Annotated in this window: 8 protein-coding genes and 2 pseudogenes; 3 read left to right on the top strand and 7 right to left on the bottom strand. The window is 73.2% G+C overall.

Going from position 1 to position 7962, the window contains the following annotated elements:
• The 7 genes and pseudogenes from ABZ281_RS27980 to ABZ281_RS27950 all read right to left on the bottom strand — a co-directional run.
• On the bottom strand, positions 1-971 hold a 971-nt coding region (locus tag ABZ281_RS27980), incomplete at its 3' end, for an MvdC/MvdD family ATP grasp protein (protein ID WP_356659833.1).
• Positions 972-984: 13 nt separating this feature from the next.
• The gene (tgmA, locus tag ABZ281_RS27975; RefSeq protein ID WP_356659831.1) at positions 985-1176 is read right to left on the bottom strand and encodes a putative ATP-grasp-modified RiPP; all 192 of its coding nucleotides are present in this window, start codon (positions 1174-1176) and stop codon (positions 985-987) included.
• Between the two features lie 219 nt (positions 1177-1395).
• On the bottom strand, positions 1396-2151 hold the full coding sequence (locus ABZ281_RS27970) for a hypothetical protein (RefSeq protein WP_356659829.1): 756 nt from the start codon (positions 2149-2151) through the stop codon (positions 1396-1398).
• Positions 2144-2866, bottom strand: a complete 723-nt coding sequence (locus ABZ281_RS27965) for an RNA polymerase sigma factor (protein WP_356659827.1) — start codon at positions 2864-2866, stop codon at positions 2144-2146. Before ABZ281_RS27965 ends, ABZ281_RS27970 begins: the two co-directional genes overlap by 8 nt.
• Before the next feature lie 94 nt (positions 2867-2960).
• Positions 2961-3527, bottom strand: a complete 567-nt coding sequence (locus ABZ281_RS27960) for a glycosyltransferase (RefSeq protein ID WP_356659825.1) — start codon at positions 3525-3527, stop codon at positions 2961-2963.
• A pseudogene (locus ABZ281_RS27955) lies at positions 3439-3669 on the bottom strand (glycosyltransferase); the annotation flags it as partial. The pseudogene ABZ281_RS27955 and the gene ABZ281_RS27960, both read right to left, overlap by 89 nt.
• Positions 3670-3707: 38 nt before the next feature.
• Positions 3708-4217 carry a MarR family winged helix-turn-helix transcriptional regulator gene (locus tag ABZ281_RS27950; RefSeq protein WP_356659823.1) on the bottom strand — a complete coding sequence of 170 codons (510 nt, stop codon included), beginning with the start codon at positions 4215-4217 and terminating at the stop codon, positions 3708-3710.
• 10 nt (positions 4218-4227) lie between these two features.
• Here ABZ281_RS27950 and ABZ281_RS27945 point away from each other — a divergent pair.
• From ABZ281_RS27945 to ABZ281_RS27935, 3 genes and pseudogenes are all read left to right on the top strand, one after another.
• Positions 4228-5013 (top strand): annotated as a pseudogene (locus ABZ281_RS27945) (MMPL family transporter); the annotation flags it as partial.
• 117 nt (positions 5014-5130) lie between these two features.
• On the top strand, positions 5131-6708 hold the full coding sequence (locus ABZ281_RS27940) for an SDR family oxidoreductase (protein WP_356659821.1): 1578 nt from the start codon (positions 5131-5133) through the stop codon (positions 6706-6708).
• Positions 6709-6712: 4 nt separating this feature from the next.
• Positions 6713-7962: deoxyribodipyrimidine photo-lyase (locus ABZ281_RS27935; RefSeq protein ID WP_356659819.1), on the top strand; the 1250-nt coding region annotated here is incomplete at its 3' end.

Raw genomic sequence — 7962 nt, 5'->3', positions numbered from 1 at the left:
GAGTGATCTTGTCGGCGTACATGTGGACCTGTCCGGACACGTTGCGCGCGGCGCGGCCGATGGTCTGGATCAGGGGCCTCCGAGATCAGCTGCCCGGTGTCCAGCTCCACGAAGCCGAACTGGCCGCTCTGGTTGCACTCGAGAAACCACCAGAGGCCGTCCTCGTCCTCCGCGAAGTCGAAGGCGGCGTACGCCAGCCCCGCCATCTCGACGTAGTCGTGCACCGACGTGCGGATGCGGTCGGGCACCGGAACCGCCTCCCAGCTGTGCTCGGTGCCGCCGTAGCGTCCGTCCACCTGATCCGGCTCGGCTTTTTTCCGCGCCGCGAACAGCCTGCTGCCGACGCAGGTCAGGCGGATGTCCGCGTGCTTGGGGATGTACCGCTGGAGCAGCGCGGGACCGGCCGCGACACCGGAGAAGTCCGAGTCGGGCCCGATCAGGGTGGTGGGCAGGGCCATCGGGGGTTCACCGGGCGGCGGTCCCGAGGCGGACTTCACCACCACCTCCCCGTACTCCTCGGCGAACTGCCGTGCCAGGCGCGGGAAGGTGGTGATGACCGTCGGCGGTACGGCGAGGCCGCTGAGGTGGGCGGTTCTCAGCTGCCACGGCTTCAGCCGGGCCCGCTCCGCGTCGCGCGGGTGGTTCATCCAGCGCGCGGAAGCCGAGTAGAGCATCCCGAACAGGGCCTGGCGGGTCTCGGCGGTCAGCCATGCGGAGGGCTCGTCCGCGTGCGCGGCCGGCTCGCCGGGCCTGCGCACCCATACGGATCGCAGACCTCCCATGCTGACCACATGCCCGTTCGCCGACAGGAGGCCCTCGAAGTCACCGTGCGTGTAGTGGGCCGACAGCACGGTGTTGACCGGCAGGTCCGCGGGGTCCAGCCGCATGACGGGCACCGCCGCCTCGTGCAGTCTGGTCACGACCAGGTCGGCGGTGACGTCGTCTTTGGCCGTGAGGATCAGTACGGTCATGCCATCACGGGCCTCAGTCGTCGAAGTGCGTCTTGGAGCCTGCGGTGGACGCCGTCGTCCCGACGGCCAGCAGGAGGTCCGGGTCACTGACCGCCGGGCGGCCGTCGGGGAGCACGTTCAACTGGAGTGCATCGTCGAAGCGGTAGGGCGGCACCGCCGTCGGGAGTGACGCGGGTCGCGCGTAGTTGAGCGTGAACGGTCGCACTCGAAGCCTCCGGGTTCGCGCACTGCCCGCATGTGGTGCCACGCGCGTACCCCGCACGAGGACGCATTCCTCACACCTCATCCACATCACCGGCATTACATCGTCCAATTCCTTCACTACTTACACACCGAAAGTGGCGCCGGAATCGTCACAGGGGTACGTCTGAGGCCATGTCGTCCAGGCGGACGGGGGCACTGGGCGGTGGTGGAGCGGCCCGGGTCACTCGCCCTTGCCGCCACCCGGGCGGCCGTTGCCGACGCTCCCCTTGCCCGTCGTGCCCCTGTTCCCGTCCGTGCCCGCTCCCGCGGGGTTCAGGACGACGTCGCCGGGCTTTCCCGGGTCGCCGGATCTGCCCGGCGCGGCCGTGGACCGCGCCAGCCGCTCGGCGCAGTACGCGTCGACCTCGTCCTCGCCGCCGGCCGCGGCGACGAGCCGCTGCCAGGCGGTCGCCCCGAGCACCGCTCCCCGGCCCTCGACGCGTTCGTAGGCGCGGCACTGGGCCGCGGTGTCCGGGGCGGAAGACGGGCCGTCGTCCCGCCCCGGGCCGTCCGAGGGGACCTGCGTGGCCTGGCCGCCCGGCCGGGCGGGGGCGGAGGAGGGCGTCGTCCCGCCGGTGCCGTTCGCGGGCAGGCCCACGGAACCGATGGCCGCGACCGCGACTCCGCCCAGGGCGATGCTGGTGAACACGGCGGCAACCGTGGTCTTCACGGGGCGGCCGGTACGCCCCGGCGCGGGCAGCCGCCAGTCGTCCCGGTGCCGGGTACGCGCTCCGTGCGCTCCCGCGTCGCGGGCTGTCCGGAAGGCGGCCACGGCCCGGCGCTCGGCCCCGGGTCCGGGGTCGTCCGCGCTGAGGGCGGCACTCAGGGCCGTGTGCAGCGCGGTGTCGTCACTCGGGTCCCACGGGCCGTCCGCGGCGTCGCCGGGGTGCACACGTCGACGGCCCGTCGCTCCGCCGCGGCTCAGCCGATCACCCATGTCCGTTGTCCGTTCCTGCCTGAGCTGTTCGTCGGGTCCGCAACGCGGCTGTGGACGCCGGCCTGTCCGACCACTGACGTCGTGACTGACGTCGGCCTTCCAGCGTCTTCGGCGCGTCATCCGTCACACCCTCGCCGGCCTCCGGGTCGAGACTCAGCTGGCGGGCGAGGCGTTTCAGGCCCCGGTACGTGGCGGTACGCACCGCACCGGGGCGCTTGCCGAGGACGCGCGCGGCGGCGGGGCCGTCCAGGCCGACGACGACGCGCAGGAGCACGGCCTCGGCCTGGTCACGCGGCAGCCCGCGGACCAGTTCCAGGGCCCGAGTGGTGGAGATGCTTTCCAGAGCCTGTTCCTGGGTGCTGTGCGGACCGGGCAGATCCAGTACGTCCTGTTCCAGCGCGCCGGGCCGAGGGCGCGATCGCTGGCGGCGCACATGGTCCAGTGCCCGGTGCCGGGCGATGGTGGCCGTCCAGCCGCGGAAGCCGTCCCCGTCTCCCCTGAACCGTCCGAGGTCCCGGGCGATCTGCAACCAGGCGTCGGACGCCACGTCCTCCGCGTCGTCACCCACGAGCCCGCGCAGATAGCCGAGCAGGGCCGGCTGCACGAGCCGGTAGGCGACCGCGAAGGCCGCCTCGTCACCCTGCTGGGCCCGCGCCACGGCCTCGCCCAGCTCGCCGTGGGCCTGCGCATAGCGCGATTGCCGTTCCTGACCCAAGACCGTCCTCGTTCGCACCGGGGTTCATGATGAGTCCGTGCCGGCCGACGCGCCCCGTTCGCTGCGGCAACCTCATGGAGACAAGCGCGCGTACTCACAGAAGTGTCACAGCGCACCAGGCGTCCCTCACATCACACCGGGTCCCGGTGACGTTCGGCGCGGGCCGTGCGCTGTGTGAGTGACCGCCCCGGACCACTCTCCGTGCCGCCCCGTACACCGCGAAGAGGTCGACGACCGGTGCGAGCAGTGGCAGGACCACTTGGAACACAGCCAGATAGCTCAGTCCGCGGCGGGCGAAACGTCCGGCCGCGCCCACTTCGACGACGGCTCCGCGGTGCTTCCACATCGCCTGCAGGGTGCCGTAGCACCACCGATAGCGCTGGCGCCACAACTGCCGCAGCGATGTGGGCACTTCGGTCCAGGCGACGGCCGACTCCTCGTAGACCACCCGCCAGCCGGCACGCCACAGGGCCATCGTCAGGTCGGTGTCCTCGGCGAGGGCCGTCCTCACTGACCCCGCCGACTCCCATGAGAGCGTCGCGACGGAAGGCGCCGATGGCGCCGGGAACGGCCGGCATGCACTCCAGCACCTCGAACATGCGCCGGTCGAGGTTGAAGCCGAAGACGTACTCCAGGTGCTGCCACCGGCCGAGCAGCCCACGGCGGTTGCCGACTTTGGTGTTGCCGCTGACGGCACCGACGGCCGGATGCGCGAGCGGCTGCACGAGCCGGTACAGGGCGTCGGGCTCGAAGACCGTGTCGGCGTCGGCCATCACCACGATGTCGTGGGACGCGTTGGCCAGGCCGGTGTTGAGTGCCGCCGCTTGCCCGAGTTGGGCTGTCAGTCGGAGCCCCGGCGCAGCAGGACGAGTTCCGCGTTCATCTCGGCGAGGAACCGGACGACCACTTCCAGTTCGCCGGGGCTGAACCGGCCCCGGGCCGCCTCGGTGCCCCGGGCCAGGGGCCGGAAGTAGTCGCGGGCCAGGCCCCGGGCCGCGTCGGCGTAGTGCAGGTGCACCACGCGGCGGTCGCCGGCGTCGCGGACCCGGCGGATGTGCCCGGCCCGCTCCAGCCGGTCGAGGCAGGCCGTCACCGCTCCGGACGTGAGGTTGAGCTGCCCCCGCAGACGGCCCGGTGTCATGGGCTCGCCCCCCGCGTCCGGGTCGGAGTCGGCGTCGAGGATCGCGATCAGAGCCTGCATGTCGGTGAGGTGCAGACCCTGCTCCTGGGCGAACTCCCGGGCGATGCGGTTGAACTCGCCGTTCATCCGGCGCAACAGAACGGCGAAGGTCTGCAACCCGGTCGGGTCGTCCGCCGGAAGAGATGCCGTGGGTGCACCGGAGCCGCTCATGCCCCCAGCGTCCGCCGGCGCCGTCTTCGCCTCCGGACGGCCCGGGGCGGGCACGCCGCTCGTCGTCGACGGGCGGGTGCGCATCGACGCCACCTTGAAGGCCGCGGCGGACAGCGACGCGGCCAAGGAGACGGTCGAGCGGCTGCGCGCGGAGGTGCACGCGGTCTCCGGGGCCGACGCGCTGGTCGGCGGGTACACGGCGCAGCAGTACGACACCCAGCAGACCGCGGCCCGGGACCGGACGGTCATCGTGCCGATCGTGCTCGCCGTGATCCTGCTGGTCCTGATGCTGCTGCTGCGTTCCCTGCTCGTGCCGGTGCTGCTGGTCGCGACCGTGGGGCTCAACTTCCTGGCGACGCTGGGGGTGTCGGCGCTGGTCTTCCGGCACCTGCTCGGTTTCAGCGGCACGGACGCGTCGGTGCCGCTGTACGGCTTCGTGTTCCTGGTGGCACTCGGCGTCGACTACAACATCTTCCTCATGTCGCGGGTCCGGGAGGAGGCGCTGGTGCACGGCAACCGGCAGGGGGTGCTGCGCGGGCTGACCACCACCGGCGGGGTGATCACCTCGGCGGGCGTGGTGCTCGCCGCGACGTTCGCGGCCCTGATGGTGATCCCCCTGGCGTTCCCGGTGCAGATCGCGTTCATCGTCGCCTTCGGGGTGCTGCTCGACACGCTCGTGGTGCGCTCCCTGCTGGTGCCCGCGCTGATGATCGACATCGGGCCCCGGGCGTGGTGGCCGAGCGTCCTGGCCCGCCGGAACCCGGACGGGGGCGGCGCCGGTACTCCCTCCGGGTGAAGCGTCCCCGGCACCCGTGTCGTGCATCCGCCCGGGGCCCCGGGCGGGAAGTGTTCGCGTCAGGGCCGGCCGTGACCCGACAGCACGGCGACGGTGTCGGAGAACGGAGGCACGACCATGACGACGGACGGGCAGCGGCTGCACTGCCTGGTCACCGGGGCGTCCGGCTACATCGGCGGGCGCCTGGTGCCGGAACTGCTGCAGGAGGGCCACCGCGTCCGGTGCCTCGCCCGCTCTCCCGGCAAGCTCCGCGACCACCCCTGGGCGGCGCACGCCGAGACGGTCCGGGGGGACGTCACGGACCCCGAGTCGGTCGCCTCCGCGATGCGCGGGGTGGACGTCGCCTACTACCTGGTGCACGCCCTCGGCTCCGGCTCCCGCTTCGAGGACACCGACCGCGCCGCCGCACGGATCTTCGCCGAGCAGGCCCGGGCCGCCGGCGTACGGCGGATCGTGTACCTGGGTGGGCTGACGCCGCGTGACGTACCCGAGGAGGAGCTCTCCCCGCACCTGCGGTCCCGGGCCGAGGTGGGGGAGATCTTCCTCGACTCGCCCGTGCCCGCGACCGTGCTGCGCGCGGCCGTCGTCATCGGCTCGGGCTCGGCGTCGTTCGAGATGCTGCGCTACCTCACCGAGCGCCTGCCCGTCATGGTCACCCCCAGCTGGGTGCACACCCGCACCCAGCCCATCGGCGTACGGGACGTGCTGCGCTACCTCGTCGGTTCGGCCACCATGCCGGACGACGTCGACCGGGCCTTCGACATCGGCGGGCCGGACATCCTCACCTACCGGGACATGATGCTGCGCTACGCCGCCGTCGCCGGGCTTCCGCGGCGGTTCATCGTGCCGGTCCCGGTCCTCACACCACGGCTGTCCAGCCACTGGGTCGGCCTGGTCACCCCGGTGCCCGCCGCCCTGGCCCGGCCGCTGACCGAGTCGCTGCGGCACGAGGTCGTCTGCCACGAGCACGACATCGCCCGGTACGTGCCCGACACCCCGGGCCGGCCGCTGCCGTTCGACGAGGCTCTCGCCCTGGCGCTGCGCCGGGTGCGGGAGGCGCAGGTCTCCACGCGCTGGTCCTCCGCCTCGGTGCCCGGGGCGCCCAGCGACCCGCTGCCCACCGACCCCGACTGGGCGGGCGGCAGCCTCTACCGGGACGAACGGCAGCGGCCGGTCGACGCGTCCCGGGCGGCGCTGTGGAAGGTGATCGAGGGCATCGGCGGCGACAACGGCTGGTACTCCTCCCCGCTGGCCTGGGCGGTCCGGGGTTGGCTGGACCGGTTCGCGGGCGGGGTCGGGCTGCGCCGCGGACGGCGCGACAGCGAGCGGCTGAGGGTCGGCGACTCGCTGGACTTCTGGCGGGTCGAGGAGATCGAACCGGGCCATCTGCTGCGGCTGCGCGCCGAGATGCGGCTGCCCGGACTCGCCTGGCTGGAGATGTACGCCGAGACCGACGACGCGGGCGGCACCCGCTACCGGCAGCGCGCCCTGTTCCACCCGCGCGGCCTGCTGGGCCACGCCTACTGGTGGAGCGTCGCCCCGTTCCACTCCGCCGTCTTCGGCGGCATGGCGCGCAACATCGCGCGGGCGGCGTCCGAGGGCACGGGCGGGCGGGCGTCGCGCATCCGACGGGCCCGTGAGCGGCGAAGTGTCCGGGAGCAACGAACGGAATCCGCACCACCGCACCAGGAGTGACGCCATGACCGTCGCGGTCGTCCTGTTCACCTCGGACCTGCGTCTGCACGACCATCCGCCCCTGCACGCGGCGCTGAAGACGGCCGACGAGGTGGTGCCCCTGTTCGTCCGCGACCCCGCCGTCCACGCCGTCGGATTCGACGTGCCCAACCGGGCCGCCTTCCTCGCCGACTGCCTGGCCGACCTCGACTCCTCGCTGCGCCGGCGCGGCGGGCGGCTGGTCGTGCGCACCGGGCCGGTCGACCGGGAGGTCCGCGCGGTCGCCGCCGCGTGCGGGGCCACGCAGGTGCACATGGCGGCGGGGGTCACCGGCTTCGCCCACCGCCGTGAGGAGCGGCTGCGCAAGGAACTCGACGCCGGCGGTGTCGCGCTGCGGGTGCACGACCGTGTGGTCACCGCCGTGGCGCCGGGGGGCGTGACGCCGACGGGCTCGGACCACTTCGCCGTGTTCACGCCGTATATGCGCCGCTGGTCCAAGGAGCCGCTGCGCGACCCCCTGCCCGCGCCGCGCGCGGTGCGAGTCCCCGAGGCGGTGCGCGGCGAGGAGCTTCCGTCCCGCGCCGGGGTGGCGGGCGTGTCGGCGGATCTCCCGGCCGGTGGCGAGTCGGCGGGGCGCGACAGGGTCGCGCGGTGGGCGGACACCAGCCTGGCCCGGTACGAGGAACGGCACGACGACCTGGCCGGTGACGCGACCTCACGCCTGTCGCCGTACCTCCACTTCGGGGCGCTGTCGCCGGTGGAGGTGGTCCGGCGGGCCCGGGCGAAGGGCGGCGCCGGGGCGGAGGCGTTCGTCCGGCAGCTGTGCTGGCGCGACTTCCATCACCAGGTCCTCGCGGCCCGGCCCGAGTCGTCGGTCCGGGACTACCGCTCCCGGGGCGACCGGTGGCGCGGCGAGGAGGAGGCCGCCGAGGAGATCGCCGCGTGGCGGGAGGGCCGCACCGGCTACCCGGTGGTCGACGCGGGCATGCGCCAGTTGCGCCACGAGGGCTGGATGCACAACCGGGCCCGGCTGCTGGTGGCCAGCTTCCTGACCAAGACGCTGTACGTGGACTGGCGGATCGGCGCGCGGCACTTCCTGCGGTTCCTGGTCGACGGCGACCTCGTCAACAACCAGCTCAACTGGCAGTGGGTTGCCGGAACCGGCACCGACACCCGCCCCCACCGTGTCCTCAACCCCGTCCTCCAGGGCAAGCGCTACGACCCGGACGGCACCTACGTACGCCGTTGGGGCGGGCTGCCGGTACGGCGCGTGGC

It is taken from the genome of Streptomyces sp. NPDC006265 (assembly GCF_040613555.1).
Classification (GTDB): Bacteria; Actinomycetota; Actinomycetes; order Streptomycetales; family Streptomycetaceae; genus Streptomyces.
This window is presented reverse-complemented; position numbering and strand designations above follow the sequence as displayed.